26 protein-coding genes, 1 pseudogene and 1 riboswitch are annotated in these 26,326 nt (G+C 70.3%); of the genes and pseudogenes, 14 read left to right on the forward strand and 13 right to left on the reverse strand.

Features of this window, described 5'->3' with window-relative positions; genetic code table 11:
• Nucleotides 1-108 precede the first annotated feature (108 nt).
• Both FB453_RS25515 and FB453_RS25520 read left to right on the forward strand, forming a co-directional pair.
• Nucleotides 109-1,236, forward strand: a complete 1,128-nt coding sequence (locus tag FB453_RS25515; protein WP_145794257.1) for a glycoside hydrolase family 183 protein — start codon at nucleotides 109-111, stop codon at nucleotides 1,234-1,236.
• A gap of 238 nt (nucleotides 1,237-1,474) precedes the next feature.
• Nucleotides 1,475-2,188, forward strand: coding sequence for a GAF and ANTAR domain-containing protein (locus FB453_RS25520; RefSeq protein WP_145794259.1), 714 nt, complete (start codon nucleotides 1,475-1,477; stop codon nucleotides 2,186-2,188).
• Between the two features lie 105 nt (nucleotides 2,189-2,293).
• Here the strand turns inward: FB453_RS25520 and FB453_RS25525 are convergent, their stop codons facing one another.
• Nucleotides 2,294-2,875, reverse strand: a complete 582-nt coding sequence (locus FB453_RS25525; RefSeq protein WP_145794261.1) for a hemerythrin domain-containing protein — start codon at nucleotides 2,873-2,875, stop codon at nucleotides 2,294-2,296.
• Entirely contained in the window at nucleotides 2,868-4,082 is a 1,215-nt protein-coding gene (locus FB453_RS25530; protein ID WP_145794263.1) for a hypothetical protein, read from the reverse strand. The genes FB453_RS25525 and FB453_RS25530 overlap by 8 nt, the downstream gene beginning before the upstream one ends.
• 252 nt (nucleotides 4,083-4,334) lie before the next feature.
• On the opposite strand from FB453_RS25530, the gene FB453_RS25535 reads away from it, so the two are divergent.
• From FB453_RS25535 to FB453_RS25555, 5 genes are all read left to right on the forward strand, one after another.
• Nucleotides 4,335-4,868: a hypothetical protein gene (locus FB453_RS25535; protein ID WP_145794265.1), complete on the forward strand. Its 534-nt coding sequence runs from the start codon at nucleotides 4,335-4,337 to the stop codon at nucleotides 4,866-4,868.
• A gap of 63 nt (nucleotides 4,869-4,931) precedes the next feature.
• Nucleotides 4,932-5,816 carry a pyridoxal-phosphate dependent enzyme gene (locus FB453_RS25540; protein WP_145794267.1) on the forward strand — a complete coding sequence of 295 codons (885 nt, stop codon included), beginning with the start codon at nucleotides 4,932-4,934 and terminating at the stop codon, nucleotides 5,814-5,816.
• A gap of 85 nt (nucleotides 5,817-5,901) precedes the next feature.
• Nucleotides 5,902-6,045 carry a hypothetical protein gene (locus tag FB453_RS25545; protein WP_186718531.1) on the forward strand — a complete coding sequence of 48 codons (144 nt, stop codon included), beginning with the start codon at nucleotides 5,902-5,904 and terminating at the stop codon, nucleotides 6,043-6,045.
• A 99-nt stretch (nucleotides 6,046-6,144) separates the two neighbouring features.
• Nucleotides 6,145-7,335 (forward strand): MFS transporter, encoded by a 1,191-nt coding sequence (locus FB453_RS25550; protein ID WP_145794269.1) that lies wholly within the window; start codon nucleotides 6,145-6,147, stop codon nucleotides 7,333-7,335.
• A gap of 64 nt (nucleotides 7,336-7,399) precedes the next feature.
• Nucleotides 7,400-8,029, forward strand: a complete 630-nt coding sequence (locus FB453_RS25555; protein ID WP_145794272.1) for a VOC family protein — start codon at nucleotides 7,400-7,402, stop codon at nucleotides 8,027-8,029.
• Nucleotides 8,030-8,034: 5 nt separating this feature from the next.
• On the opposite strand, the gene FB453_RS25560 is transcribed toward FB453_RS25555, so the two are convergent.
• The gene (locus FB453_RS25560; RefSeq protein ID WP_145794274.1) at nucleotides 8,035-8,643 is read right to left on the reverse strand and encodes a TetR/AcrR family transcriptional regulator; all 609 of its coding nucleotides are present in this window, start codon (nucleotides 8,641-8,643) and stop codon (nucleotides 8,035-8,037) included.
• 116 nt (nucleotides 8,644-8,759) lie between these two features.
• Between FB453_RS25560 and FB453_RS25565 the strand changes: the two genes are divergently transcribed.
• Complete coding sequence (locus FB453_RS25565) at nucleotides 8,760-9,770, forward strand: aldo/keto reductase (RefSeq protein ID WP_112588785.1); 1,011 nt, start codon at nucleotides 8,760-8,762, stop codon at nucleotides 9,768-9,770.
• 13 nt (nucleotides 9,771-9,783) lie between these two features.
• Here the strand turns inward: FB453_RS25565 and FB453_RS25570 are convergent, their stop codons facing one another.
• Complete coding sequence (locus FB453_RS25570) at nucleotides 9,784-10,611, reverse strand: GNAT family N-acetyltransferase (protein WP_145794276.1); 828 nt, start codon at nucleotides 10,609-10,611, stop codon at nucleotides 9,784-9,786.
• 7 nt (nucleotides 10,612-10,618) lie between these two features.
• Complete coding sequence (locus FB453_RS25575) at nucleotides 10,619-12,199, reverse strand: helix-turn-helix domain-containing protein (protein ID WP_145794278.1); 1,581 nt, start codon at nucleotides 12,197-12,199, stop codon at nucleotides 10,619-10,621.
• Nucleotides 12,200-12,397: 198 nt separating this feature from the next.
• Between FB453_RS25575 and FB453_RS25580 the strand changes: the two genes are divergently transcribed.
• Both FB453_RS25580 and FB453_RS25585 read left to right on the forward strand, forming a co-directional pair.
• Nucleotides 12,398-12,658, forward strand: a complete 261-nt coding sequence (locus tag FB453_RS25580; RefSeq protein WP_145794280.1) for a hypothetical protein — start codon at nucleotides 12,398-12,400, stop codon at nucleotides 12,656-12,658.
• 13 nt (nucleotides 12,659-12,671) lie between these two features.
• Nucleotides 12,672-13,805, forward strand: a complete 1,134-nt coding sequence (locus tag FB453_RS25585) for a cupin domain-containing protein (RefSeq protein ID WP_145794282.1) — start codon at nucleotides 12,672-12,674, stop codon at nucleotides 13,803-13,805.
• A gap of 48 nt (nucleotides 13,806-13,853) precedes the next feature.
• On the opposite strand, the gene FB453_RS25590 is transcribed toward FB453_RS25585, so the two are convergent.
• The 5 genes and pseudogenes from FB453_RS25590 to FB453_RS25610 form a co-directional block, all read right to left on the reverse strand.
• Nucleotides 13,854-15,338 (reverse strand): PepSY-associated TM helix domain-containing protein, encoded by a 1,485-nt coding sequence (locus FB453_RS25590; RefSeq protein ID WP_145794301.1) that lies wholly within the window; start codon nucleotides 15,336-15,338, stop codon nucleotides 13,854-13,856.
• A 197-nt stretch (nucleotides 15,339-15,535) separates the two neighbouring features.
• Nucleotides 15,536-16,135, reverse strand: coding sequence for a copper resistance protein CopC (locus FB453_RS25595; RefSeq protein ID WP_145794304.1), 600 nt, complete (start codon nucleotides 16,133-16,135; stop codon nucleotides 15,536-15,538).
• Entirely contained in the window at nucleotides 16,132-17,391 is a 1,260-nt protein-coding gene (locus FB453_RS25600) for a Dyp-type peroxidase (RefSeq protein ID WP_486480442.1), read from the reverse strand. Before FB453_RS25600 ends, FB453_RS25595 begins: the two co-directional genes overlap by 4 nt.
• Nucleotides 17,388-18,001, reverse strand: a pseudogene (locus FB453_RS25605) (copper chaperone PCu(A)C). Before FB453_RS25605 ends, FB453_RS25600 begins: the two are co-directional and overlap by 4 nt.
• A 65-nt stretch (nucleotides 18,002-18,066) precedes the next feature.
• Nucleotides 18,067-20,115 carry a copper resistance protein CopC gene (locus tag FB453_RS25610; protein ID WP_145794308.1) on the reverse strand — a complete coding sequence of 683 codons (2,049 nt, stop codon included), beginning with the start codon at nucleotides 20,113-20,115 and terminating at the stop codon, nucleotides 18,067-18,069.
• Between the two features lie 131 nt (nucleotides 20,116-20,246).
• Nucleotides 20,247-20,460: riboswitch (cobalamin riboswitch) on the forward strand.
• Between the two features lie 197 nt (nucleotides 20,461-20,657).
• Between FB453_RS25610 and FB453_RS25615 the strand changes: the two genes are divergently transcribed.
• The 3 genes from FB453_RS25615 (at nucleotide 20,658) to FB453_RS25625 (ending at nucleotide 23,215) form a co-directional block, all read left to right on the forward strand.
• Entirely contained in the window at nucleotides 20,658-21,104 is a 447-nt protein-coding gene (locus FB453_RS25615; protein ID WP_238684380.1) for an acyl-CoA thioesterase, read from the forward strand.
• 108 nt (nucleotides 21,105-21,212) lie between these two features.
• On the forward strand, nucleotides 21,213-22,205 hold the full coding sequence (locus tag FB453_RS25620; RefSeq protein ID WP_222431410.1) for a zinc-dependent alcohol dehydrogenase family protein: 993 nt from the start codon (nucleotides 21,213-21,215) through the stop codon (nucleotides 22,203-22,205).
• Nucleotides 22,206-22,753: 548 nt separating this feature from the next.
• Nucleotides 22,754-23,215, forward strand: coding sequence for a DUF6924 domain-containing protein (locus FB453_RS25625; protein ID WP_145794311.1), 462 nt, complete (start codon nucleotides 22,754-22,756; stop codon nucleotides 23,213-23,215).
• Nucleotides 23,216-23,398: 183 nt separating this feature from the next.
• On the opposite strand, the gene FB453_RS25630 is transcribed toward FB453_RS25625, so the two are convergent.
• The 3 genes from FB453_RS25630 to FB453_RS25640 all read right to left on the reverse strand — a co-directional run bounded on the left by FB453_RS25630 (nucleotide 23,399) and on the right by FB453_RS25640 (nucleotide 25,626).
• Nucleotides 23,399-23,764: an AEC family transporter gene (locus tag FB453_RS25630; RefSeq protein ID WP_486480443.1), complete on the reverse strand. Its 366-nt coding sequence runs from the start codon at nucleotides 23,762-23,764 to the stop codon at nucleotides 23,399-23,401.
• Nucleotides 23,765-23,787: 23 nt separating this feature from the next.
• Entirely contained in the window at nucleotides 23,788-25,017 is a 1,230-nt protein-coding gene (locus FB453_RS25635) for a HEAT repeat domain-containing protein (protein ID WP_145794314.1), read from the reverse strand.
• Between the two features lie 99 nt (nucleotides 25,018-25,116).
• The gene (locus FB453_RS25640) at nucleotides 25,117-25,626 is read right to left on the reverse strand and encodes a hypothetical protein (protein WP_486480444.1); all 510 of its coding nucleotides are present in this window, start codon (nucleotides 25,624-25,626) and stop codon (nucleotides 25,117-25,119) included.
• Between the two features lie 356 nt (nucleotides 25,627-25,982).
• Between FB453_RS25640 and FB453_RS25645 the strand changes: the two genes are divergently transcribed.
• Nucleotides 25,983-26,300, forward strand: a complete 318-nt coding sequence (locus FB453_RS25645; RefSeq protein WP_145794319.1) for a hypothetical protein — start codon at nucleotides 25,983-25,985, stop codon at nucleotides 26,298-26,300.
• Nucleotides 26,301-26,326: the final 26 nt, after the last annotated feature.

Below are 26,326 nucleotides of genomic sequence, written 5' to 3' on the forward strand. Positions count from 1 at the left end.
AGGGCGGGCAGGTATTGACAGCGACGACTGTCGGCGGGTTTACTCGCCCGCAACCGCTGTCCGATCACCGCGGCAAAGCCATGACGAGTGCGACAGGAGAGGGCAGCCATGGGTGTACGTCGTCGCTCGTTGCTCGGCCGCGCCGCCGCGATCGGAGCCGCCAGCGCGGTCGGTTCCGTCGGCGCGATCCTGACCACTGCCGCTCCGGCCCAGGCGGCGGTGTGGAAGAAGCGGCTGACCGGTGCGGACCTGGACACCAGTAGCCGATGGCGGGTGGCCGGCACCGATCTGGGCATCCCCTACGTGCTGGAGAACGGATCGATCGGCTACCTCTTCGGCGACACCTTCGACACCCCGTGGCCCGAGGGCCCGCCCCTGCCGAACGACTGGCGGTCGCCGGTCATGCTGCGCTCCGCCGTCCACCCCGGCGCGCCGGGCGGAATCGTCTTCGACAGCGCCGCACGGGTCGTCGGCAACGGGCGGGCCCCGGAGCTGATGCACAACGGCCACCACGGCATCGGCATCGACGGTCTTACCGAGGTGACCGTCATCCCCAACGACGGCATCAGCTTTCCGGAGACTGGTCGGCAACTCATCTCCTACATGAGCATCGAGAACTGGAACTCCGCCGGCCCGGCCGGGCCGCAGTGGAAGTCCCGCTACGCGGGGCTGGCCTTCTCCGACAACGGCAACGACTTCATCCGTACGCCGTTGAAGTGGTGGAACAGCCCGGACAACAAGGACCCGTTCCAGATGTGGACCATGCAGCGCGACGGCGAGTACGTCTACGTCTTCTCGGTCCGGTCGGGGCGGCAGGACGGTCCGATGATGCTGCGACGCGTCCGGTGGGATCGGCTGTTCTACCCGGAGTCGTACGAGGGCTGGGGCTGGAACGGCGCCAACTGGGGCTGGGGGAGACCCTGCACACCCATCCTCACCGGGCGCTTCGGCGAACCATCGGTGCGCCGGCTGGCCGACGGGACCTGGGTGATGTCCTACCTCAACTGTCAGAACGGGTGTCTGGTCACCCGGACCGCGTCCGGACCCGACCGGTCCTGGACGGGGGAGAAGATTCAGCTGACCAGCTGGCAGGAGCCCGCGCTCTACGGTGGGTTCATCCATCCCTGGTCCAGCCGGAACGCCGACGACCTGCACCTGATGGTCTCGAAGTGGACCCGCACCCCGGACGGCCGCAGCACCGCCTACCACGTCAGCCAGTTCACCGGCTCGGTGTGACGGGGGCCGCTGTCCGACCGTCGTCGTGGCCCGACATTCGCGACCCCGACCCGCTGGAGCTGATCGGCGCAAACGCGGGCCGCCATGTCCTCAGCAGGGTGTGAGTGGTTGATTCAGGGGGTAGGACCACGGTTGCCGACGACCGCCCCGGGGCGGAGCTGCCGAGCATCCGACGTGGTGCCGGCGGTGCCGGAACTTTCCCGTTCCGGTGGACGCCGATCGAGGAGGACGTACTGCGATGACGCAGCCGACGATGGATCCCACCGACGCGTTGGCCGAGCTGGGCCGGGTCAGACTCGACGAGGTCAGCCTCGACGACATGCTGCTCCGGATCGCCGAACTCGCCAATGGGAGCATTTCCGGGACGAGGGACGTGTCCGTCACTCTGGTGCGGGGTCGGGTCGGTTGGACCGGGGCGTTCACCGGCGAGCTGGCCCGTCAGTTGGACGAGTGGCAGTACGAGCAGCACCGGGGCCCGTGCCTGGATGCCTCCGCCAGCGGTGACACCATCTCGGTGCCGGACATGGCCACCGAGGAGCGCTGGCCGGTATGGGCGGAGAGCGCTCGCGCCGCCGGCGTGCAGAGTTCCCTCTCCATCGGGCTTCCCATCCAGGGCTCGGTTGTCGGTGCGCTCAACGTCTACAGCGATTCGCCGAACGCGTTCGATCCGTCCTCGATCGCCAGCGCGGAGGGCTTTGCCGCGTACGCGGCGGTGGCACTGGCCAACGCGCACCTGTACGAGAACGCCGCCACGCTGGCCGCGCAGATGCAGGAGGCGATGCGGAGTCGCGCGGTGATCGAGCAGGCCAAAGGGATCGTCATGGGGAGCCGGCGGTGCTCCTCGGAGGAGGCGTTCGCTCTGCTGTCGAAGATCTCCCAGGACACCAACCGGAAGGTGCGCGAGGTCGCGGAGGCCCTGGTCGCCCAGGCGGTGGGAAAGACTCAGGGGTGAGTGTCGCCCTTACCGCGCCCTGTTACGCCGACCGGGCCGCCCGCACGAGGCGGGCGACCCGGTCGACAGATCGCGCGGGACGGATCACCGCCCGGCTGATTCCAGTCAGCTCTCCGAAGGCTTGCGCACCGCGTCGCGTACCCGGTCGATAACCGCCAGCACCGGCCCGGCGGCCAGGTTGCCCTTCGCGGACTGGGCGCTGGGATGTGGCCGCGTCGGCGCGGACGCCTCCGCCGCCCGGACCGCCGCGGCGAGGCTACGAAGCCGGTCGACCGGAACGTGCTGCCGGAGCTGGGGGAACTCGTAGCGCTCCTCGTGCCGGGCGTGCAGGAGCACGGCGTCGCGCAGCAGGACGATGCCGGTGTCGAAGCCGTCGGCGTCCACGCCACCCTTGATCAAGGTTTGCAGAGTCTCCTTCGCCTGCCGCTCCTCATCGAGCCGGTCGTCGACCATCACGTCACCACCCGCACCGGGCAGCGTCCGGGCGAGCGGGTGGACGATCTCCTCCTCGGCGGTCTCGTGCGCGGCGAGGAGCTTGACCAGATCGTCGAAGGCGTCGCGCCGGGTGTCGCCGGTGCCGCCGATGACCAGCAGGAAGAGTTGCTCGATCTGGGCGTGCTGGGCGAGCAGCAGGTCGACCACATCCTCCTCGGGACCTGGGGTGGCCGGGGTGTCGGTGTCAGGCATGGCTGCCTCCTTTGGCGCGCAGCGTCTCGATCGGGTGCGGGCCCTCGGTCTCGATGCGGTACTCGTCGCCGAAGCGCTCCCGGTGCATGTCGATGACCTGTTCGCTCGGCGGCTGCTGGCCGTCGTGCAGTTGCTGCTGCATCCACTCGAAGCGCTCGTGGGCCTCGCGAACGTAGCCCTCGCCGAGCTTCGTCAGGTCGATCTGGGTGGCCAGCAGATGGCGCAGGTAGTCCTTGTTGGGCTCGAAGGTCAGCGGCTCGGGAAGGCCGGCGCTGCCGACGACCTCCTCCGGCTCCCGGCCGTCGTGCCGACGCAGCAGGTCGGCGGCCTGCTGGAGGTGGGCCAGTTCCATCTGCAGGTGCAGCTCCCAGACCGCCTTGATCCGGGGGTCGCTCTCCTGCTGGAGGAAGGAGTAGTAGAGCCAGCACTCGTTGTACTCATGGGTGAGCAGCCGCTCCCACCAGTTCTCGCCCGGGTCCAGCAGTGACTCGTAGTGGGTGACGTGCTCCTGCTCGATCATGCTGATTTCCTGGTAGAGCTGGCGCGCGATCGGTTCCATGTACTGCGGGCCGACGTTCATGTAGTAGAACATCACCTGCTGCTCGGCTGACAGGATCGTCAACGCGTGCAGCTTCGAGCGCGGGTCCACCGAGTTGCGGTCGTACGGGGTGCGGACCTCGTCGAAGGGATGCCGGTGCTCCTGGACCGTCGGTCGGCCGGGCATGACCTCGGTGAGTCCGTCGACGATCTTCTCCGCCTTGCGTCGCTCGACCATCTCGTAGAGGTTGGCGTAGCGGTACAGGTGGTCGAAGTCCTCCAGCACACCGAACTCGTACGCCTGCTTGAGGTAGGGGTCGGGTTCGTGCCGGGCCACCCAGGCGGTGAGGTCGACGGCCACCTGCTCGTAACCGAGCGTCGTCTCCAGCACGCTGGCGACGCCGGGAAGCAGCCAGTTCACCACCCGCTGTTGCTGGTTCTCCAGGTACCGGACGTAGGCGAGCTGTCGGCGGACCTCCTGGTCAGGGCAGTTCCGGGCGAACTGGTGCTGGAAGTTGATCGCCTCGATCTCGATGCCGTTCATCGTGATGATCCGGCATCGGGTGTACGGGTCCACCGCCTCCGGGTCGATCGGATCGACGTTCAGTTCACGCCAGTTGCGGATCTGGTTCTCGAGAGGGATTCCTTTGTGGTCGAGCGGATTGAACATGCCTCTCCTTCGCGGGGGGATGGTGGCCGTGCCGCCTGGGGTTGAGCGGCGACGGAGGGGCCGAAGGGCTGCGTGTCTGCGCCCCGCCGGGACGTTGCGGAGCCACAGCAGGACGGACCACTGGAGGGCGCATGTCTTGACCCGATTGGGCCGGTACCCGCCGCGAACGGTGGCAAACCAGGCAGTCGTCCGGATCGAGGTCCGGTGACGATTCGCGGGTGTGGGTGCCCGATCGCTGGGTAGGGCTGAACCATGCTGAAGCGAGCGGTGTGGCAGGGCCTGGTGGCGGGCCTGGCCGGGGCGGCGGTGATGACCGCCGCCGAGAAGATCGAACAGCGGGTGACCGATCGGCCCGACTCCTACGTGCCCGCTCGGGTTCTGGCCAGGCTGACCGGCCTGCCGGAGACCTCCGGGCAGCAGCCCCGGTGGCAGAACCTGGCGATGCACTACGGCCAGGGCGCACTGCTCGGCGTGCTGCGCAGCGTCATGGCGCAGGCCGGGCTGCGCGGCGCCTGGGCCTCGACGATGTTCACGGCGGTGCGCCTGACCAGCGACCAGATCCTGGAGAACGCCACCGGCGTGGGGGCGCCTCCGCTGACCTGGCCCCGCCCCGAGCTCGCCGTCGACGTGTTGCACAAGTCCATCTACGCGTTCGCCACCGGAGCGGTGGCCGACGTGCTCGCCGCCCGCGACGGAGCGGGTCCCGGGCAGCGGCACGCGGCGCTCCGTCCCGGTCGCCACGCGGACGTCGGTCCGCTGCCCGGGGCAGCAGCACGTCGGGCATAGCCGCGGAGGCGCGCCCACTGTCGGGAAGCTGCGCACGCGGCCGGGGAGTGTTTAGCTGCACGGATGATCACACCCGTTCCCCTCGGTACCTGGCCGACGCCGTTGGAGGCCGCGCCCCGGCTCGCCGCCCGGCTGGGGCTGGCCGAGCTCTGGTTCAAGCGTGACGATCTCAACGGCCTCGGCGGGGGCGGCAACAAGATCCGCAAGCTCCAGTACACCTGCGCGCAGGCGATCGCCGTCGGCGCCACCACTGTCATCACCTCGGGGGCGCCGCAGAGCAACCACGCCCGGCTCACAGCGGCCGCGGCCGCGCGGCTCGGCCTCTCCTGTGTGCTGGTGCTCGCCGGCTCGGCCCCGGAGCGTCGGCGAGGCAACCTGCTGCTCGACGGACTCGCCGGCGCGGAGATCGTCTGGAGCGGAGACCGCCCGCTCGCCGAGGTGGTGGCGGCCGAGGCGGAGCGCCGATCGGCGTACGTCATCCCGTTCGGCGGCACCGCTCCTGCGTCGATCCAGGGCTATGTGGACTGCGGTCGGGAGCTGCGGGCCCAGTTGCCCGACGCCGACGGGGTCGAGGTGGTGGTGGCGCTCGGTTCCGGCGGGACGATGGCCGGCCTGGTGCGGGAGTTGGGTGTGCAGCGGGTGATCGGCGTGGATGTCGGTGCCGTGCCGGACCCGCGGGCGACCGTCGCCGGGCTGCTCGTCGGCGAGGTCGAGCCGGACGCGCTGCGGATCGACGGCACCCAGGTGGGTGCGGGATACCGCACGCTGACCGAGGCCGTCCGGGCGGCGCTGGAGGTGACCGCGCGTACGGAGGGGGTCTTCCTGGACCCGACGTACACCGGTCGGGCGATGGCGGCGCTGCTGGCCGGCAGCTTCCCGCACGGCGACCGGGTCGTCTTCCTGCACAGCGGCGGTCTGCCGGGACTCTTCGGCCACCCCGAGCTGTAGGGGCGCCGGCCGGGCACGCACTACGCCCGACCCGGCCGACCGCCGGGCAAAGCTGATCGTGCCGACGGATCGGGGTCTCAGCTTCATGGCGGCCTCCGACGGCCTCGTGCACCTGATCGAGCAGAAGCTCGCCGACACACTCGGCCCCGACCGGTACCGCGACTTCAGGGACGCGCTGGCCCGTGGCGTGGCGAGCCTCCCGGCGACCGGCCAGGACACCGAGGGCTGAGCTGGCATGTGCCGGCGCGAACCGGGTACGCCGCCGTGGCCCAGGGGGCCGGCGGAACGCCCAGGCTGACCGCTTTTCACGCAGCCGAGGAGCTCCGACATGCCTATCGCCGGGCGGGCCCGACTCACACCGACGGTCTCCCTGGTGCTGCTGGCGTCGATCCTGGTGTCGTTCCTGGCCGCGTCGGCGGCCCCGACCCCGCTCTACGGTGTGTACCAGGAACGCTGGCACTTCTCGCCGGTCACCACCACAGTGGTGTTCGCCGTCTACGCACTCGCGGTGCTGGCGTCGCTGCTCACGTTCGGCAAGTTGTCCGACCACGTCGGTCGACGGCCGGTGCTGGCCGTCGCGATCGCGGTGCAGATGCTCGCGCTTGTCGTCTTCATCTTCGCCAACGGCGTTGCGTCCCTGCTGGTCGCCCGCCTCGTGCAGGGGCTGGCAGCCGGCGCCGCCACCGGCGCGGTGGGCGCCGCCATGCTCGACATCGACCGGACCCGGGGCACGCTCGCCAACTCGATCGCCCCCGGCATCGGCACCGGAAGCGGCGCCCTGCTCTCGGCGCTGCTCATCCAGTTCCTGCCCGCGCCGACGCGCCTGGTGTACCTCGTGCTGCTCGTGATCCTGCTGATCCAGGCCGTCGGGGTCGCGCTGATGCCGGAGACGGTCACCCCGATGGCCGGGGCCCGAGGCAGCCTGCGGCCGGACATCACGCTGCCCCGCTCGGTGCGCCAACCGGTCCTGCTCGTCGTCCCGGTGCTCTTCGCCGTCTGGGCGCTGGCCGGGTTCTTCGGCGCGCTCGGCCCGGCGCTGATCCGCAGCCTCATGAACACGTCGATCGTGATCGGCGGTCTGGTCCTCTTCGTCTTCGCCGTCTTCGGGTCGATCGCCGTGCTGGTACAGCGCAACACCGCCGCGCGGACCGTGATCCTGACCGGAATCGTCGCGCTCATCCTGGGCATGATCGTCACCTTGGTGGCGGTCATGGCGCAGTCCATCCCGGTCTTCTTCGTCGGCCTCGCGCTCGGGGGCGTCGGCTTCGGCAGCGGCTTCCAGGGCAGCCTCAAGACGGTCATGCCGCTGGTCGAGGCGCACCAACGCGCCAGCGTGCTGTCAGTGCTCTACGTCGTCTGCTACGTCGGTTTCGGCCTCCCCACGGTGATCGCCGGCTTCCTCGTGGTCTACGCCGGCGGCCTGCCGAGGACCGCCGACGAGTACTCCGTCGCCGTCATCCTCCTCGCCCTGGTCGCCCTGTTGGGGGTGCGCAGGGCAACCAGGATGGCACCGGGCTGATGCCGGGAAGTCGGCGCCGAGCACTGACTCAAGCAGTAGCGTGGTGATCAGGAAGGGGGCGGCGATGAGCCCGAAGGTGGCCCAGGGCGACGCGAGTGCGACGTCGCGGATCGAGAGCCTGGACGTCAAGCTTGAGGTGATCGTCATCCCGGTGTCGGATGTCGACCGGGCGAAGGCGTTCTACGAACGACTCGGGTGGCGGCTCGACCAGACCCCGCCCGGCATCGTCCAGCTGACGCCGCACGGCTCCGCGTGTTCCGTGCAGTTCGGCCCCGGGCTGACGTCGGCGGCACCCGGCTCCGCCATGGCGTACCTGATCGTGTCCGACATCGAGGCGGCCCACGACACCCTCGCCGCCGCCGGTGTCGAGGTCGGCGACGTCTTCCACGTCAGCCCGGACGGCCCGGTCGACGGGCCGGACCCGCAGCGGCGCAGCTACTTCTCACGCGCCACGCTGCGCGACCCGGACGGCAACACCTGGCTGATGCAGGAGATCACCACCAGGCTTCCCGGACGCATCGAGGGTGGCCTCACGTCGTTCGGCTCCACGAGCGACCTGGCGAGCGCCCTTCGGCGCGCGGCCGCCGCGCACGGTGAGCACGAGAAACGTACGGGCGAGCATGACGACAACTGGCCCGACTGGTACGCGGCGTACATGGTCAGCGAGCAGTCGGGGGCCACGCCGCCCGAGTGAGCCGGTCAGCGCAGTCCGCGGATGAGGTTGTCGACCAGGGTGCGGGCGAAGTCCTCGGTGAGCGGCAGGTCGGCGATGAGAAGCCGGTGGTAGCAGGCCCCCCAGAGCTGGTCGACGACGGATTCGCTGTCGATGTCGGGCCGTAGCTGCCCCCGGGCCATGGCCCTGGTGAGGGTCTCGACGGCGAGGGCCCGGCGGGGGCCGGAGTAGCGCTCGCGGTAGGCGGCGGCCAGTTCCGGATCGGTCTGCGCCTGCCCGATGAGCTGGCTGATGACCCGCCCGGCGGTGGTGTCCCGCACCAGGTGGACGAAGGCGACGAGCTGGTTGGTCAGGTCGGCGACGATGTCGGCGGTGTCGGTGAAGGCCAGGGTGGGCGCGACGACTGTGAAGTAGCCGTCCAGGGCGAGCGCTCCCTTGGAGGGCCACCATTTGTAAATGGTCATCCGGCTGGCTCCGGCGTGGGCCGCGACCTTCTCGATGGTGAAGCCGGCCATGCCCTCGGCCAGCAGGAGTTCACCGGCGGCCGTGAGGATCTCCGTGCGTACCTGATCGGCGGGGCGGCGGCCGCGACCACGGCGCGCTGGCGTCTGGGCATCCGGCGTGAGCTCGGCCACTGGTCCTCCCGGTTATATGGACACGCTGTCTACTTGCTGGTTATATGGACACAGCGTACACAGCGGTGCCGGGACACCACGACGCACCGCGGCGACGACCGAAGGAGACGAGGGACATGACGGGTCTACGACGGCGACGGTTGGGTGCCTCCGGACCGGAGGTGTCGATCATCGGGCTCGGCGCGATGGGCATGTCCGACCTGTACGGGCCGGCCGACGAGGCGGAGAGCGTCGCGACGCTGCACGCGGCGATCGACGCCGGTGTGAACCTGATCGACACCGCGGACTTCTACGGTTCGGGTCACAACGAGATGCTGATCGGCCGCGTGCTGCGGGAGCGTCGCCGGGACGAGGTGGTGCTCAGCGTGAAGTTCGGCGCACGCCGGACACCCGACGGCGGCTTCCAGGCGGCACCGTACGACGTGTCGGCGGCGGCGGTGAAGGACCGGCTGGCGTACTCGCTGCGACGGTTGGGCACCGATCACATCGACATCTACCGGCCGTCGCGGCTGAACCCGCAGGTGCCGGTCGAGGAGACCGTGGGCGCGCTGCTGGAGATGCAGCAGGCCGGCTACATCCGGCACATTGGGCTCTCCGAGGTGGGCGCGGACAGCATCCGCAGGGCCGCGGCGGTGGCGCCGATCAGCGACGTCCAGATCGAGTACTCGCTGCTCTCCCGGGGCCCGGAGGCCACCATTCTGCCGGCGTTGCGGGAGCTGGGCATCGGGTTGACCGCCTACGGGGTGCTGTCCCGAGGTCTGCTCAGCGGCCACTGGTCAGCGGACCGTGCGCTGACCGGCACGGACTTCCGGGCCAACAGCCCACGGTTCCAGGGCGAGCACCTGGCCGCCAACCTGCGTCTGGTGGACGCGCTCGGGCGGGTCGCGCAGCGGCTGGGCGCGACCACCAGCCAGGTGGCGATCGCCTGGGTGGCGGCACAGGGCGAACAGATCGTGCCGTTGGTCGGGGCACGGCGGCGGGACCGGCTGACCGAGTCGCTGGCCGCTGTCGACCTGGTGCTCGACCAGGACGCCCTGGACGAGATCGAGCGTGCCGTGCCGGCCGGCGCCGCCTCCGGCCAGCGGTACGCGACCGCCATGATGGCGCTGCTCGACAGCGAGAAGTGACAGCGGCGGCGGCTCAGGAAGCTGCTCGCCAGACCCAGTTGCGGCGTTCGTAGAGCGGCACCAGCCCGGCCCGGCGCATGTTGTTCAGCGACGGGTTCTGCTGACCGGGCGCGGGCTTGCCGGTCTCGGCGAACAGCCACCGGCATCCCGCCTCGGCCGCGGCTCGGGCGCGGGCGGCGATCAGCGCCGACTGCGCCCCGAGGCCACGGTGACCGGTGGCCGTCGCGGCGGCGTTGAGCGACGCGGTTTCGCCGTGCAGGAACAGGTTGCCGCCCGCGACCAGTTCGCCGTCGTTCCAGGCCGCGTACGGTCGCCACGCCGGCTGGCCGACCGTCGCGGCCAGCATGTCGGTGAGCCCACCGGTCGGCATGCCGAACCCGGTGAGCACCACGTCGGCCCAGCGCCGCGCCTCGACGGCCGGCACCGGGGCGACGCGCAGACGGGTCTGCGCCGTGGCGACGTCGCCGGGTCGGGCGGCGAGCTTGACCCAGGTGCTTCCCGGCTCCAGCCCGCGCGCGGCGGCGACCTCGTCGAAGCCCGCGGGCAGCACCGACGGAACGAGCTGGAGGACCGCCTGGTCGACGCCCTGCTCCCGGTAGAAGTCGAGGACGCGGTCCAGGGTCTGCACTGTGAACGGCTCGGTGGTGCCGAAGCCGAGGGCCTTGTTCCAGTACCCGCCGGAGGGATCGTTGCGCATGGCGAGGGCCACACCGCCGCCGATGCGGGTGGTCGCGATCCCGAGTTCGGTGTACGTGGGCCCGGGCGCCTGCGACTCGTAGGAGTGCATGAATTCGCACTCCGCGGCCTCGGCGAGCGGGGTCAGGTCGGCTGGCGCGGTCATCGGCTGATTATCGTCTGGTCCGTTCCCAGGCCCGCACCAACTGCATCCGATTGTGAATGCCCAGCTTGTGGTATATGGAGCGGAGTTGGGTGTCCACGGTGTGGAAGGAGACGAAGAGGTTCCGGGCCGCCTCCTTCTTCGTGGCGCCGGCGGCGAGCATCTCGGCCACCCGCTCCTCGGCCGGGGTGAGCGCGCCGATGCCCCGGCTTGACGGCTCGTCGATCGACGGCCGGTGGCGCGGGGTGGCGGCGAGGTCGGCGCAGCGCCGGTCCGCGATCGCCTGGTCGCCGGAAGCGCCGATCCGGGCGTAGAGGGCAGCCGCCTCGTGCGCGGCATCGCGCGCCTCCCCGGAGCCTGCCCGGGGACTGTTCGCGAGGTCGAGCAACGCGTCGGCCAGCGCTGGCCGCGCGGCGGTGGTGCGCAGCCGGTCCACCGCCGAACGGAGGGCGTCCGGATCGCCGTCGCGCAACCCTCGGCTCTGGTCGGCCAACGCGTGCCACAGCGGCACCGGGGTACGGGTGGAGACCAGCTCGACCAGTTCGGTGACCCGGCGGGCGGCCCGGGTGTCGTCGGCCGCCACCGCCGCGCGTACCAGTCGGGGGCCGAAGTGCGGCACGGGCAGCAGTGACCGGACCGACCGGTGCAGGTCGGCGACGACAGTGGTGAGCAGGCCGGCCGGCGCGCTGAGGGCGGGGTCGCGCACCGCCACACAGAACGCGAACGTCCACATCGTACGGTCGGGCCATCGGTCCTCGGCGAGGCAGGTGCGGAGGATGGCGCGGGCGTCGTCGTGTTCGCCACGGCGGTAGCGGACCTCGGCGATCACCGCGACCAACAGGGCACGCACCTCCCTACTGAGGTCCGCAGAGCCGGAGCTGAGTGTCGTCACGGCCAGCGCGGCCGCCTCGGGCAGCTCTCCCACGGCCACCATCCGCAGGCAGTCCAGCGCGGTCAGTCCGGTCAGTGAAACGTCGGTCGCGTCGGGCGCCTGGCGGGTCGCGGCCCGCGCGTCCTGGTGCCGGCCCAGGCCGAGCTGCACGAGGATCCGTTCCGCCCGGATGGACGGGGCGTCGGCGCGCGCCGCCCAGGAGCTCGGGTCGAGGGCCGCCAGCACAGCCTGGGCACCCGGCAAATCGCCGTGCGCGAGCGAGCGGGCGGCCCGGCCGAGGGCGAGGTGGCGAGCGGACGTCGGGTCACCCGACGCGGCGTGCGCGGTCCCCGCGTCGCGCAGCAGGGCATCGGTGTCCGGATGTCCCGTGCGGGCCGCGATCGTGGCGACCAGGGCGAGCAGGGTGCCGCGGCTGTCGGTGTCCAGTCGGAGGTTCAGCGCCTCCCGCAGACCGGCGAGGGCGATGCTCGGCTGCTCCAGTGCCACGATCTGCGCCAGGCGACCGAGCAGGAGGGCGCGGTGGCGCTCGCCGCTGCGACTCGTGGCGAGCTCCGCCGCCAGGACGTGCAGCGCCTCCGTCTCGCGTCCGGCGAGCCGGAGCTGGTCCGCCGTGGCGAACAGCCGGTGCCGTCGTTGCTCGGCGTCGGTGGCGATGTCGTCAGCCGGGAGCGTTCCGGCGTTGAAGGGTGATTCGGGCAATGGCGTTCTCCCCGGTTGTTACCAGGCGCGTCGAAATGCCGTCCTGCGACCGAGCCTAGCCATGGCGACAGGTACGGGCGACCAGATCGAGGAACCGACGGGAGTGCGCCGAATGACCCCCACTGTCCGGGATTTGACCTGCGGTAATGGCGCGATCACGTGATGCGACGGACGACGTTCGGCACCGATCATCGGACCATGGCCCAGCTCACCAAACTTCCCGGTCTGCGTCGGCTCCGGGTCGTACTGCTGATGTTCGTCCTCTACGCCAGCATCGGGGCGGGTGGTCACGCTCCGGCGTGGGCCCGCCTGGTGCTGATGGCGACCGCCGCGGCGATTCCGGTCGCGATCGCGGTCCAGTACGGCTGGCCCGGACTGCGTGCCCTGCTGGGGATCTCGTCCCGGCTACGGCTGCGGGGCGGATCCGTTCCCGCGCCCAATCCGATCCAACCCGAGTGAGGAGACAGCGATCATGGCGAACAGCGATCCCGAGCCGCGGCGCGGCGACCAGGGCGCCGCGCCTTTCGCAGGCCGTAACGTCGAGCTCGAGCGGCAGAACCGGGACCTCCTGGTTCCACCGACGACCGACAGCCGGCTGGTGCCCAACCTCAAGTTCTCGTTCTCGCAGGCGCACACCCGGGTGGAGAAGGGCGGCTGGACCCGCGAGGTCACCAGCCGAGACCTCCCGATCGCCAGTCAGTTGTCCGGCGTTCAGTTCGGTCTTGAGCCGGGCGCGTACCGGGAGATCCACTGGCACCAGCAGTCGGAGTGGGCGTACATGCTTAGCGGCAGCTGCCGGATCAGCGCCGTCGACCACGAGGGCCGCAACTTCATCGAGGACGTGAAGGTCGGCGATCTGTGGTTCTTTCCGCAGGGCGTGCCACACAACATCCAGGCGTTGGAGGACGGCGCGCAGTTCCTGCTGGTCTTCGACGACGGGGCGTTCTCGGAGAACAACACCTTCCTGCTCAGCGACTTCTTCGCACACACCCCTCGACACGTGCTGGCCAAGAACTTCGGCTGGACGCTGGAACAGATGGAGAACCTGCCCGAGCGGGAAAAGTACATCTTCCAGGGCGACGTCCCACCACCCCTGCAACAGGACCGGGTGGTCAGCCCGACCGGCGACATCCCGCGAAGCTTCAAGCACCGGATGCTCGCGCAGACCCCGCAGCGGTTCCGCGGCGGAACGGTCCGGATCACCGACTCCACCAACTTCGCCGCCTCCGTGACCACCGCCGCGGCCCTGGTCGAGGTCGAGCCGGGAGGGATGCGCGAGTTGCACTGGCATCCCACCACCGACGAGTGGCAGTACTACATCTCCGGCACCGGGCGGATGGGCGTCTTCGCCTCCCAGGCCGCGGCCCGGACGTTCGACTTCCAGGCCGGCGATGTGGGCTACGTCCCGTTCGCGTACGGCCACTACATCGAGAACACCGGCGACGAGCCACTGGTGTTCCTGGAGATGTTCCGCCATCCCCGGTTCGAGGACATCTCGGTGATGCAGTGGATGGCCAACACGCCCCACGAGGTCATCGCCGACACGATCAACGTGCAGAAGTCGATAGTCGACAGCCTGCCGAACACCAAGCAGGTAGTGATCTGAGCCAGGCGTCCGGCCGTCCGTCTAAGGACGGACGGCCGGTCCGGTGGATCAGCTCCCCGCGGGAGCCGGGGAGGTGGGAGCCGCGGCAGGTCGTCGGCGTCGAGACACCGCACCCACCACCACGTCGATGACGAGGAAGGCGAGCACTGGGAGCCCGAACAGGGGCAGCGCCCAGCCGATCGCCACGGTCACCGGTACGCCGATCAACAGCGCCCAGAGCGACAGGCCGCGTACGCCGCCGCGGGCTGGCGGGGTGCCGGCGATCGCCCGGCGGTCGGCGCGGGTGGGTCGGCGTTGCCACCACATGCGGTAGCCCCAGAAGATGACGCAGAGCAGGCCGAGGGCGAGCGCGGCGAGCAGGATCTGGTTGACCAGGCCGAAGAGGATCCCCATGTGGGCCTGGATGCCGAGGCCGCTCAGTTTGGCCAGCAGGGGCCAATCGGCGAAGTCGCTGCGGGCGGTGACCGTGTCCGAGGCCGGGTCGACGGCGATGCGGTCCTTCTTGACCGGCCAGGTGTTGTCGACCTGCGTGACGGTCCAGGCGGAGCCCGGCTCCGGCGCAGGGCTGATCTCGACCGGCCCGGAGAGGCCCGCGCCGCGAGCGACAGTCAGGACCCGATCGAAGGCCGCCGACTCGACGACCCCGCCCGCCCCGGCGGCGCCGTGCTCGTGGCCCCCACCGGTCTCGGCAGGGGCGGGGGGACCGGTGGTGAGGCTGGTGGAGATCTCCGGAGTGCGGGCGCTCAGCGCGTCGAGACCGGCGGCGAAGTTCGCGCCGGCGTAGCGGGACCAGGTCAGGCCGGTGACGGAGAGGAAGAGGAGTCCGACGGTGAGCCAGATGCCGGTGGTGGCGTGCCATCCTCGGGTACGGCGGACACCCTTACCGGCGGACAGGTCCGGCACGAGCAGATGCCGAGTGGCGGCTCGGGCGGCGCCGCGTCGACGCCACCAGAGGATGACCCCGCCGAGCGCCATCACCCACAGCCAGCTCGCAGCCAGTTCGGAGTAGTGCTCGCCCACCGTGCCCAGGTGCAGGTGGCGGTGCAGGTCGTCCAGCCAGGTGGTGGCTGGCGTGGACCCGAACCAGGTGGTGAGCTGCCCCTGGGACTCGCCGGTGTACGGGTTGATGTAGACAGTGTGCTGGTTCTCGCCCAGCTCGGGCACTGAGAACACCACTTTGGTGGTCCGGTCGCCGTCGCCGGGTTGCACTGTGGTGATGCTGCCGTCGGGGTGCGCGTTGCGGGCGGCCCCGATCTGCTCGGCCAGCGGGAGCTGACGGTCACCCACCTGGGCGACGGTCAGCTGGTCGCCGTAGAGGATCGAGTCGAGTTGCGGGGTTGTGGTGTAGGCCAGGCCGGTCAGTGCGGCGACCACCAGGAACGGGGCGACGAGAATGCCCGCGTAGAAGTGCAGCCGCAGCAGCAGCGCACCGAACGGCGACGTGCGCCGGGCGGGTCGGGCCGGTTTCTCGCCGGTCGTAGCGGTCGTGGCGGGCTCCGGCGTCGGCGTGCCGGACAATTCGGTGAGAGACATGGTGATCCGATCGGAAGAGTCGGGAAGCACGAAGGCGTTTCCCGTACTGGTCTGGTCGCCCGGTGAGGTGTCGCGTCGGCCCTGACTGGTAGTCGGGGGAGAGACGCCGGCGGTTCCCGAAGATCAGGTTCCCGATGTCAGGGTTACCGAGGCGGTAGCGACGGTGCGGGCGAGCCGACCGCATGGGGCGGGTCGGATCAGCGCCGGGCCGCCCGCCGCCACAGCAGCCCAGCCGTCACCAGGACGAGGAGGGCCAGCACGGCAGCCGCGACGAGTACACCGGCGCTCGGACCGCCGCCGGACTTCGCTGCTGCTGCTGCTGCTGCTGCGGCGGCGGACGGTGCGGGCGCTGACGCGCTGACGTTCGCAACCGGCGTGACGCTGGACGTCGGATCGGCCACAGTGAACGGATAGGACCCCTGAACCGGGTGCCCGTCGACGGAGACGACCCGGTAGGCGACCGTGTATGTCCCGTTCGGCAGGGTGTCGGTCACCTGGACCGTGCTCTTCGCTCCGGTGACGACCGGTTCGCCGGTGGGAAGCTTCCGCTTGGCGGCGTCGGTGAGCACGATGGTGGTGAACGCGGGGTCGAGTCGCTGCATGAATTCGAGCGTGATCTCGGTCGGTGTGCTCGGCACTGTCGCGTCCCGGGCAGGCGTGGCCGTCCGGAGCGAGTTGTGCGCCCAGGCCGGGCTGCCCGCGATCAGTACCGCCACGAGGACGGCGAGCACCGCCGCGCCGAGCCGGATGGCGGTGGGGCGAGACGGCGGTACGGTCGTGACGGCTGGCGCGGTCATCCGAGCACCTGCTCGCCGATCCACCCGCCCGGTTGACATCCGGGCGGGATGGCGAAGACAGCGGACCCGATCGGCGTGGTCCACTCGTTGAGCAGGTCCCGGTCGGCCAGCCGGCGCTGGATGGGCAGGAACTGTCGGGCGATGTCGGCCTGGTACGAGGTGAAGATCAAGCCGCTGTCCGCGTGGCCCTCCGCCGTCGGCACCCCGTCGTAGTTGTAGGGCCGGCGCAGGATCTTCAACCGGTCGTCGGTGACGTGGGCGCGGGTCAGGTGAGAGAAGTCGGGGATGACGGTGAGGCCGTCGGCGTCGGTGGCGGCGAAGTCGGGTTCGTCGTGTTCGGCGGTGCCGGTGAGCGGTGCGCCGGTGTCGAGCCGTCGCCCGACGGCGAGTTCGCGGTCGGTCCGGCCGAGCAGGTCCCAGGTTTCCATGTTCATGCTGATCCGGCGGAGCACCACTGTCGTGCTGTCGCGCAGCCACGCCGGGCCGTCCGGGACCCAGAGGGCGGTGTCCATGGGCGCGCCAGGTCGGGGGTTGGCGGTGCCGTCGAGCTGACCGAACAGGTTGCGTTGGGTGTGGCCGCCCGGCTCGACACCCGGGCTACGCCGGAAGCCCTGCTGGACCCACCGCACTGTGGCGAACGGTCGGCTGTCCTTGATCAGGACCCGCTGGGTGTGGGCGACGGAGATCGCGTCGTCGGCGCAGATCTGCAGCAGCAGGTCGCCGCCGGACCAGGTCGGCTGAAGTCGGTCGATGCGGAACGACGGCAGGTCGGTGACCGATGCCGGCCGGCGGTCGTCGACGCCGGCCGCCCGGTAGAGGCCCGGCCCGAAGCCGAAGGTCACTGTCAACCGTGCCGGCAGCAGCCCGAGTTCGGCCTCGGTGTCGGCCAACGCGGGCCGACCCTGGGTCAGCCGGGCGGCGTCGTCGGTGAGCAACCGCAACATCCGGCCCAGCGCGGCCCGGTCGACGCCGGCCCGCAAAGTGAAGGCCACGAACGACGCGTGCGCCTGCGGTTCGGTGGCCACCCCGGCCTGCCGGGCGCCGTGGAACGGCTCGACCAGGCCGCCGACGGTCGCCGCCAGCGTCGCGTCGGCGGCGGTCGCCGACGGCGGCCCGGTCCTCCCCGCAGGGGTGGCGGAGATCGTGGCACCGCCGGCCAGTGCTCCGCCGGCGGCCAGTGCTCCGCCGGCGGCCAGTGCTCCGCCGGTGAGCAGGCCACGCCTGCTCACCGGTCGGACCTGTGGTGTCTGGGTCACGATGCCGGGCTCATGCTCATCTCCGGCGTGGCGCTCATGCCGGTCATCGGTTCGCCGTGCCCGGGGGCGTAGCTCTCCTGCGCGCCGGTGAACGGCTTGGCCATAGCGCGGAACTGTTGGGTCTTGCCGTCGGCGAAGGTCAGGGTGACTGTCAACTCGTCGCCGGCCTGAACGGGCTTGGTGAGGTTCATCAGCATGAGGTGGTCGCCGCCGGGCTCCAGAGCGTGCGAGCTCCTGGCCTTGATCACGATGCCGCCCTGCTTCTGCCGCATGACCATCTTGCCGTCCTTCACGGCCATCTCGTGCAGCTCCATCGGCGACAGGGGGTCGTGGCACTCGTCACCGTGACATCGGTGTCGCCGTCGTTGACCAGGGTCCCGAAGGCCGCCGTCATGCCCTTGTCGGCCGCCTTCACCCAGGGGTCACGAATGCCGAGCACACCAGCGTCCGGGTTGGCCGAGGCCGAGGCCGAGGCCGACGCGGACGGGCCCGCCTGCGCTGTCGACGGAGAGTCGGACGAGCCGCAGCCGGCGACGCCCACCGTCAGGATCGCGGCAGCGAGCACGGCGGCCGAGCGGCGGCGTGAAGCGTTTGGGCTGGTGGTGCGCATGTGTTCTTCCTCCGATGGTTGCTGCTGGGAGGTTGGTCGGCCGCAGCTCGGAGAAAGTTCCGGACTCAGGGAACGTTGATCGTGAACTCCCCGGTGTGCACAGTGCCGGCGACCTGGAAGTCGAAGAAGGCCCGGTACCGGCCCGAACTCGGCGCGGTCAGCCAGAACTTGACCGTCCCGTCGACCAGCTCCTGCTCGGGGTGGACGTGCACGTAGCCGAGATCACCCTCACGAACGACGACCAGGTGCCCGTACGCGCCCAGGTATCGCTTCAACTGCGCCGGGACCGTCGGGTCGGCGCTGACCTGGAAGTGGATCGGCGCCGTCACCCCCACCGTCGGGGAGCCGGTCATCGACACCGTGTACGGGCCAGCCGTCGCCTGCGCCTGAGCGGGCGGCAGCGCGGTCGGGCTGTGCGCGCCGGGCACCGTGTGGTCGACGCCCAGCACGAGAGGCTGCTGCTTGCCGTCGGCCGCGGTGACGGAGAAGTCGGCGAAGACGCGGTAGCCGCCGGGTCGGGCCAGCGTCAGGGGGACGCTCCAGGTGCCGTCGGGTGCCATCGTCGGGTGCAGGTGCTGGTAGCCGGACAGGTCGCGGCCCACCACGATCAGGTGCAACGGCTTGTCGTGGACGACAGCGAAGCGGGTCGCCGCCTGCCGGTCGGTCCCGACGATGCGGAACCGGTAGTCCGCGCGTACACCAGGCGGTTGGGACCGCTCCAGCGGTTGCAGGGTGTACCCGCCGGCGCTGACCGTCGTCCCGGTCGCCAGCGTCGCGCCCGTCGCGTCGTCACCCCGATGCGTGTGCGGCCCCGTACCGGCCGGGTGTTGGTGCCCGTCGGTCGCCGAGCCCACCTGGCCCGAGTCGGGCGGTCCACCGGCTGACGGTCGTGCGTTGCCGGTCGCCGGGCTCTCGTCGGCGGTGCCGATACGGGCCAACCCGAACCCGGCCAACAGGGCCACCACCAGACCACCGACGAACAGCGCCAGGTGGGTGTTGCTCAACCGGGACCCAGGCGTCGCGGCGGCCAGGTCCGTGTCGGGCCGTGGTCCGGAGTCGACCGCCGGCTCGCCGTCCGTGCTGGCGAGGGCCTTGGTCACCTGATCGGTGGGCGTCGGATCGACAGCAACGCCCGTGCGGGCCGTGACGACCGTGTTGCCCTTGCGCTCCGCCGGCACGGTGGCGGGCCGCTGCTTGTCGCTCGCGGTACGCGCGACGACGCCGCTCGCCGCGCCGACCTTGCCCCCGCCGGTCTTGCCCTCGCCGACCTTGCCGCCGACGGTATTGCCAGTGCCGGTCCTGTTCATGGCACGGGCGCCACCGCCGCGTCGACCGGAGGTCGCCGCCGAGGTACGGCCCCGGCCGGTGGGTGTGCCGCCGGATCGGCGACGCCAGACGACGAACCCCGCCATCGCTCCGACCGCCGCGACCGCCGCCGCCCAGCCGGCCCAGGCCGGTGCCCCAGGACCGCTCTCCTCGGTCGACCCGGTCGGCGGGGCCGCCGCAGCCGGCGGGGTCGACGGATCGTCCGCGGTGGTCGGCACCGCCGAGGCCTGCCCGGACGTGTTGTGCTGCTCGGTGGCGGCCACCAGCGCCGGGTCCGGTTGGGTCGACGGCGGGCTCCATCCCTTCGGCGCTGCCGTCACCCGCCCGTCGTAGCGGAAGGTCAGGGTGCCCCGCACGGTGTCGCCGTCCGAGGCGACCGACAGGTAGCTCACCGAGTACTGACCCTTGGCGGGCAGGTGGGCGACGGACACCACCGCGGGGAACCCCGTGGTGTACTCGCGTGGCTCGAACTGTCCGTTGACCAGGAAGTACTCGCGCACCGGCTTGTCCAGCGGCTTCGGCTCCCCCTGCGACCAGCCGTTGTCGACACGGGTGCCGCCCGGGGCGGTGATCGTGAAGAACGCGTTGGCGGCAGCCTTCTCGGTGAAGTAAAGCTGCACCGACGTCAACGGCTCGCGCACTGTGGCGCCGCTCGCCGGTGTGGACATGGCCAAGGTCCCGTGAGCTGCGGCGGGTTGGGCGGACGCGAGGAGGGCGACCGCCGAGGCGAGGAGGAGTGCGAGGAGGCCCGAGACCACCCGCCCGCAAGTCTGGGGGAGACGACGCATCTGGATATCCTCACCCTCGCGAGACTTTTTTCAAGAGGTGGCGATCTTCTTCCTCAGACGACAAAAGTTGACGATGAGGCCATCCGCCGCCCCGGCGGGACGCCCCGGGTGGACACATTCCCTGGCCAGCTATGCTCGCCGGCGGCGCTGGTTCGCCCCGTCGTGACCGGCTGGGCGTCGTAAGAGGGAACCCGGTGGAAATCCGGGGCTGCCCCGCAGCGGTGAGTGGGAACGACCGCCGTCATCAGCACTGGGCCAGTGGCCTGGGAAGCGACGGCCAGTAGGGGACCGGCGCGACCGGTCAGGCCCGCGAGTCCGAAGACCTGCCGGCACCGCGTACACAACCGTGTGCGCTGCCGTCGGCCTCGCGGGTGGGCTGAGCGGGTGACGGGTCGTGCGTGTGGCGCACGGCCAGGTCCTCGTCAGCGTGTGTCCGCGACCCGGCGGTGTGGTTTCCCGAGGGACGGACTACCGCTGTGCACGACACCACCACGATCGCCGGCCGAGCGCCGTCGGCGTCGCACCTGACCCTTTCGCAGATCATGGACCAGCACCACACCAACCTGATGGGTACGGTGCACGGCGGCCGGATCCTCAACCTCATCGACTCCGTCGCCGGTGTGGTCGCCGCCCGGCACTCCGACGGACCGGCGGTGACCGCCGCCATCGACGAGACGGCGTTCCTCCGCGCGGTGCGCGTCGGTGACGTCGTGCACGTCGACGCCCGGATCACCTGGGCCGGCCGCAGCTCGATGGAGGTGGCGGTCAAGGTGACCGCCGACCGGTGGGACCGGGCGGTGCCGCCCACCGACGTGGCAACCGCCCACCTGGTCATGGTCGCCATCGACGACGACGGCCAGCCTCGTACCGTGCCGCCGCTGCTGCCGGAGACCGATGGGGACCGGCGACGGTACCGGGAGGCGGAGATCCGCCGGAAGCACCGACTGGCGCTGCGGCGGGCGCTCCTCGACGGTGCCGAAGACGACTGACCCGTGCGCGGTCCGCCCGTGGCGGCGCTGGCGCGGTCCGAGGAACCCGCCCCGCCGCCTATCCGGTCGGATAGCGTCCACGTGAAGCCTCGATCACGGAGAGTGTGGATGGTTATGCGCGCTGCGGTGCTGCGGGAGTTCGACGTTCCGCTGACGGTCGAGGAAATCGGCGATCCCACCCCCGGGCCCGGCCAGGTGCTGGTGCGGATCGTCGCCAGCGGGGTCAACCCGCTCGACACGAAGATCCAGGCTGGAAAGGCCGCGCACGCGCGGGTCGAGCTGCCCGCGGTGCTCGGCCTGGACCTTGCCGGCGTCGTCGCGGCGGTCGGCGCGGACGTGACCGGATTCGAGCCGGGAGACGAGGTGTACGGGCTGTGCGGGGGCGTGGGCGACCTCCAGGGTTCGCTTGCCGAGTACGCCGCAGTAGACGCCCGGCTGCTGGCCCGCAAGCCGAACACCCTCTCGATGCGGGAGGCCGCCGCGCTGCCACTGGCGGCGATCACCTCCTGGGAGGGGCTCGTCGACCGGGCCGGGGTCCGCGCCGGGCAGAAGGTGCTGGTGCACGGCGGTGCCGGCGGTGTCGGATACGTGGGCGTGCAACTGGCCCAGGCGCGGGGCGCCGAGGCGTACGCCACGGGCGGGCCGGCGAGCATGCGGGTGATCGAGAGCCTGGGCGCCGTGCCGATCGACTACACCACGAGCACTGTCGAGGAGTACGTCGAGAGGTACACCGGCGGCGAGGGGTTCGACATCGTCATGGACAACGTCGGCGGCGCGACGCTCGACGCCTCGTTCGCGGCGGTGCGCACCTACCACGGGCACGTCGTCAGCGCGCTGGGCTGGGGCTCACACTCGCTCGCCCCGCTGTCGTTCCGAGGCGCGACCTACTCCGGCGTGTTCACGTTGCTGCCGATGCTCACCGGGCGGGGCCGCGAACACCACGGCGACATCCTGCGCGAGATCGCGGCGCTGGCCGACGCCGGCGCGCTGCGCCCCCGACTGGACGGGCGCAGGTTCACGCTCGACACGGTCATGGACGCCCACCACCTGGTCGCCGGCGGCACCGCCGAGGGCAAGGTCGTCGTGGACGTCGCCGGTTGAGCCGAGCCGTTCGTTTCCGCAGAGTGCTCTTCGGTTCTACGCAGCGGTCGACAAGGTTCTATGTGGCCTGGCAGGGGAGTGTGCGCAGGTCAAGGCGGTAAGGAGCTGTTGGTGGGCCTGGCCTTGTAACTGGGAGCAGATTGGGTGCAGGTTGGCGAAGCGGTCTCCGCGCCCGAAGTGCCCACCGACGCCGGAGAGAGACGATGGCTGTGATTTGTGGTGATGCGGTGGAGCGGTGCGGCGTGACCTCCCAGTAGAGGTCGAAGTGGTCAGGCGTCCTGCTGCCGGGATGGCTGGTGCCGGCCGGCGTCTCGGGCCGCCTAACGCCATGCCTGTAGGTGTGCTGTAGGTCGATGTGAAGCGTTGTGGGGGGCTTGCTGGGGTCGGCCGCGGTTCCGTCATTTGAGACTCCGATCCCACGGTCAACGCCCTGGCCAGGCGCTTCGGGGTGGAGACCTCTTCGGCGGCACCGAAGATGTCAGCCATGGTGCTCCCGGCCGTCAGTTGGGTGACGTCCGCTCAGCTGCCGGTGGCCTATCCTCCCGTGCGTGGATGAGCGCATGTGGCACCAGAGTTCCGACGTATCCCTTGTCATCCGTACCGATTTTGCCCATCCACAGGAATGGACAGCGATTCAGGCGGCGATCGCTGAACCGCAGACAGAAGACGGGTTCACCGCTTTCGTTGCATTCGTCGATGATCGTGCGTTCGAGGGGATCACGCCGTCGCAGCTCCTGGAGGTGGTGCCCGCGGATTTCAATCATGCCGTTGCCTTCCTCGTCGACACGAAGGCGCTGACCCACCCTGATCGGCCGATCCTGGTAGTCAACCTCTACGACTACGTGGAAGATCTAGAGGACCAGGGCAAGGGGCCGCAGTACGGTGCCACGTTCCGAGTCCTGCCGTCCGAGATGTGGTCGGTTCAAAACAACCTCACGATTTCGAACATGGACTGGGAAGATTTTGCCGACAATGCGAACGGCGAAGGCATCTTCCGCGGCTTCTACTAACACGCAACCTGATGCGAACATCTGCCGCCGCATGGCGCATTAGCCGTCCGTACACCCTCACGGCCAGTACGGCATCGAGATCGCCCGCCGAATCATCAGGCGATGATCGTGGCTGCAGACCCGGCCGCCAGCGCCATGGTCGGCGTGACTCACCATGATTGCTGGACGAGTCAGCTGACGGACCTACCCGAGCAGCGCCGCCGCCGCGGCCAGGGTGGCCAGCGACAGCGTCGTAGTCACTACCACCGCCCGGTTGGCCACCGCCTCGCCGACGCCGTACTCCTGGCTGAAGATGAACGTGTTCTGCGCTGTCGGCAGGCCTGCGCACACCACCACGGCGAGCAACTGTGGCGCGGATAGGTGCAAGGCCAGCCCGGCTGCGTACGCGATGACCGGCTGTGCGACGAGCTTCAGCGCGGTGATCACGGCCAGCTCGGCCAGCTCGGCCAACTCGGCCGGCTCGGCCCGCGACGGCGCCGTGCGGTGCATCGACGCGCCGAGCGCGACCAGGGCGGCCGGAACCGCGGCGCCCGACAGTCTCGCCAGCAAATTGCTGACTGTGGGCTGCCGGGTCAGCGAGCGGTGGGGTTGGTTAGTCGGCCCAGTTCGGTTGCGGCGAGTTGGCGCAGGGTCTGGTTGGGGTCGCGGGTATACCGGTGGAGGATGTCCGGGGCAGCGTCGGGCGCGAGGTGTCGTGCCACGACCGCGACGCGCTGACGGACCAGTGGATCTGGGTCGTCCGCCAATTCGATCAGGAGTCGCCCCCGGAGTGATGGCCCGCGATCGGCGCTGGCGAGTCCGCTGAGGGTGGCCGCTCGTACTGCGGCCTCGCCGTCTCGTGCCAGCATCGTGAGTTGCGGCGCAACGCGGGGATCCGAGTCAGCCGCCTTCGCCAGCGCTTTCGCGGCTTGGACTCGCAGTTGTGCGTCTTGGTCGGCGGCCAGCACCAGCAGCGCATCGACCGCCGCCGGCCCTCCGACCGAGCCGAGAGCTTCCGCGGCGTTCTCGCGGACGTGCCGATCGGGGTCCTGGAGGAGCCGTTGCAGGGCCGGGATCGCCTCGTGACTGCCGAGTCGCCCGAGTGCGTAGGCGACCATGGACCGTACTCGCGGTGTCGGGTCGGCGGCGAGGGCAGCGAGCGGTGCGACCGCGTCAACGCGGCCGGTGTAGCCAAGCCTGCTTGCGGCCGATACCCGGACCTGCTCGTTCAGGTCACGCAACGCCAGGACGAGCGCGCCGAATGCCCAGTCGTCGCCGGCTGGGTCAGGGATCGATCCGACCGCCATAGACCTGATCTCTGGGTCGGCGTCGGTCACGGCCGTGGCGAGCAGCTCGACATCCTGTGCTTCGACCACGAACCCGAGGGCCCACAGCCCCACACGGCGCAGCTCCGGCGTATCACCTGTGGCGGCATCACGTACCACACGCTGGCTGGTCGCCCGGTCTGCGTGCAGCAGCTCGATGATTTCGGCCTGGAGGCTGTCCTGGTCGTCCCCGAGATCCCGCGCCGAAGCGCGTAGCAGCACCGGCAGTGCCGCCACGCCCTCGATGCCTGCCAAGACACCGGCAATCAGATCCTGGCCGTAGAAGTTCCCCTCGTCGAGGAACCGGTCCAGCACCTCCCGCAGCCGGGGTACCAAGGTGGTGTCCCCGGATGCGGCCAGTGTCGTGACCGTCGGCGCGATGTCGTCGTAATCGTCCTCAAGCTCCACGGCATGCCGGACCACAGCCTCCAACGCCCCACGGCTGTCGATCATCCGGTCACCCTGCCACATCACCCGGCGGTGGAACACCGCACCCATGCACGCACGGTCTATGGATCGAGCACGGATCTGCCGCAGACAACGCGCGCTACCAATGTCACCACAACCCGATTGAGCCGGCCATCGGTCGTGCTGATGTCAGCGCAAATTCGAAGCTTCGATGATGGTGGCCGTTCCTACCGCGGGCCGGCCCTCGTGCATGGTGATCGTCATGCCCGGCCACAGGTGACGCCAGAGGGCTGGGGACAGAGGGCCCAGGCGGACCGACCCGGTAGCGCCTGGTGGCAACGCTGGCGCGGACTCCACCCAGATGCGTGCCACGAGCAGATCGGGATCGCCCGCAGCCGTGCGCCGGCCGAGGTCCCACAGCGGTCGGAGGATGCCCTTGCCCGGGATCGGTGTTCGCCGGCCACCTTCGGTGGGCGGCAGGAGTCGCAACTCCGCGCGGACGATCCCGTGGATGCTCTCCCACCGGCCCCAGTGGCACCACGCGGCGGCGTCGGAGAGCCACATCAGCTCGGCGCTGTCGATCAGCAGATCCCACCAATCGGTTGGCGGTCGCCAACCCGTGTCGAGGTCTACAAGGAGATCGAGCGCGACTTCCCACTCGTCGTGGTCGAGGTACTCGCGTACGTCCACCACCGTCACGCCGGCCTCGTTTACGACATCAGCCGGGACCATGGCCGCAGCTCGAGCGAGCAGATCGGCAACATCCACGCGCGGATTATTCAACGTCCCCGGAGCATCAGCGCAAAGGCTCCTACCGGCGCACGGGTCTGCTGCTGACAAGGCGCTGCAATCGTGGGCGTGCTTCCCGATCGACCGATGTGCCTGCGGGAGCCCGCGCTGTTGCCACCGTACTGGGCCGGCAGCTCACGATCGGTCGGCGGTCGGCGGTCGGCGGTCGGCGGTCGGTGCCAGCTCGACACCGATGGCTAACGACCCATCCGGCTCTCACAATCGCGCACACTCGCGTGATGATCTGATGCCATAGGGTTAGCGGCATGGCCGATGTAGACAACGAACTGGACCACCAGGACATGGCAAACGAGCTGATCGACGCCTTCGCCGAACGCGACGCGGCAGGCCTGGCCGCGCTCGACGCGGCTGGCCGGGTAGCGCAGGTTCTGGCCCGGCAGGAGCTGTATGACTACGTCGACCGGATCTGGGAGGACGCCAAAGCCCGCGGCCTGGACCCGGCGGTCCGGCCGGACTGGAACGTCGTGGCCGGGCTGCGGGACCTGACCAACGCGCTAGGTGTACTGCCCAGGGACGTTGGTCGAGATTGTGTGACGACACGATCTGATGTCGTAGGTAGGTGAAGGCCTCCGGTTGTGGAGTGGAGCTG

Source organism: Micromonospora sp. CNZ322 (assembly GCF_007827755.1).

Coding starts and splice junctions, on each gene's coding strand:
- FB453_RS25520 (WP_145794259.1), top strand. CDS start 1,475: ATGACGCAGCCGACGATGGATCCCACCGACGCGTTGGCCGAGCTGGGC.
- FB453_RS25590 (WP_145794301.1), bottom strand. CDS start 15,338: ATGTCTCTCACCGAATTGTCCGGCACGCCGACGCCGGAGCCCGCCACG.
- FB453_RS25515 (WP_145794257.1), top strand. CDS start 109: ATGGGTGTACGTCGTCGCTCGTTGCTCGGCCGCGCCGCCGCGATCGGA.
- FB453_RS25620 (WP_222431410.1), top strand. CDS start 21,213: ATGGTTATGCGCGCTGCGGTGCTGCGGGAGTTCGACGTTCCGCTGACG.
- FB453_RS25570 (WP_145794276.1), bottom strand. CDS start 10,611: ATGACCGCGCCAGCCGACCTGACCCCGCTCGCCGAGGCCGCGGAGTGC.
- FB453_RS25595 (WP_145794304.1), bottom strand. CDS start 16,135: ATGACCGCGCCAGCCGTCACGACCGTACCGCCGTCTCGCCCCACCGCC.
- FB453_RS25610 (WP_145794308.1), bottom strand. CDS start 20,115: ATGCGTCGTCTCCCCCAGACTTGCGGGCGGGTGGTCTCGGGCCTCCTC.
- FB453_RS25555 (WP_145794272.1), top strand. CDS start 7,400: ATGAGCCCGAAGGTGGCCCAGGGCGACGCGAGTGCGACGTCGCGGATC.
- FB453_RS25540 (WP_145794267.1), top strand. CDS start 4,932: ATGATCACACCCGTTCCCCTCGGTACCTGGCCGACGCCGTTGGAGGCC.
- FB453_RS25585 (WP_145794282.1), top strand. CDS start 12,672: ATGGCGAACAGCGATCCCGAGCCGCGGCGCGGCGACCAGGGCGCCGCG.
- FB453_RS25550 (WP_145794269.1), top strand. CDS start 6,145: ATGCCTATCGCCGGGCGGGCCCGACTCACACCGACGGTCTCCCTGGTG.
- FB453_RS25525 (WP_145794261.1), bottom strand. CDS start 2,875: ATGCCTGACACCGACACCCCGGCCACCCCAGGTCCCGAGGAGGATGTG.
- FB453_RS25645 (WP_145794319.1), top strand. CDS start 25,983: ATGGCCGATGTAGACAACGAACTGGACCACCAGGACATGGCAAACGAG.
- FB453_RS25530 (WP_145794263.1), bottom strand. CDS start 4,082: ATGTTCAATCCGCTCGACCACAAAGGAATCCCTCTCGAGAACCAGATC.
- FB453_RS25535 (WP_145794265.1), top strand. CDS start 4,335: ATGCTGAAGCGAGCGGTGTGGCAGGGCCTGGTGGCGGGCCTGGCCGGG.
- FB453_RS25545 (WP_186718531.1), top strand. CDS start 5,902: ATGGCGGCCTCCGACGGCCTCGTGCACCTGATCGAGCAGAAGCTCGCC.
- FB453_RS25635 (WP_145794314.1), bottom strand. CDS start 25,017: ATGGGTGCGGTGTTCCACCGCCGGGTGATGTGGCAGGGTGACCGGATG.
- FB453_RS25615 (WP_238684380.1), top strand. CDS start 20,658: ATGGACCAGCACCACACCAACCTGATGGGTACGGTGCACGGCGGCCGG.
- FB453_RS25565 (WP_112588785.1), top strand. CDS start 8,760: ATGACGGGTCTACGACGGCGACGGTTGGGTGCCTCCGGACCGGAGGTG.
- FB453_RS25580 (WP_145794280.1), top strand. CDS start 12,398: ATGGCCCAGCTCACCAAACTTCCCGGTCTGCGTCGGCTCCGGGTCGTA.